Below are 257 nucleotides of genomic sequence, written 5' to 3' on the forward strand. Positions count from 1 at the left end.
TGACGTAATCACATCATGATCCCAGTGTTGGTAGTGACCGATGTTGTTGACAGCCAGGCATCGGATTTTGCAGAGTTTACATTTGAACAGTTGCAACATAACTCCGATTTACTTAAACCCGTCATCATGATTGAGCTAAGTGGTTTATATAATGCACAAGGCAATTTCCATGTGAGTTTTTTTGAGCTTGAAGCTGCCCCTTTTGTTGCAATTGTGTTTTAAGTTCAAATGTTCGGTAATGTGACAAACCTAAGCGA

Annotated in this window: 1 protein-coding gene; it reads left to right on the forward strand. The window is 39.7% G+C overall.

Annotated features, from left to right (window positions below; all coding sequences use genetic code 11):
• The first annotated feature begins 15 nt into the window (after nt 1-15).
• Nucleotides 16-222 (forward strand): hypothetical protein, encoded by a 207-nt coding sequence (locus tag Q4519_RS21915; protein WP_303516076.1) that lies wholly within the window; start codon nt 16-18, stop codon nt 220-222.
• Nucleotides 223-257 lie beyond the last annotated feature (35 nt).

It is taken from the genome of Motilimonas sp. 1_MG-2023, assembly GCF_030547455.1.
Classification (GTDB): domain Bacteria; phylum Pseudomonadota; class Gammaproteobacteria; order Enterobacterales; family CBDFNC01; genus Motilimonas.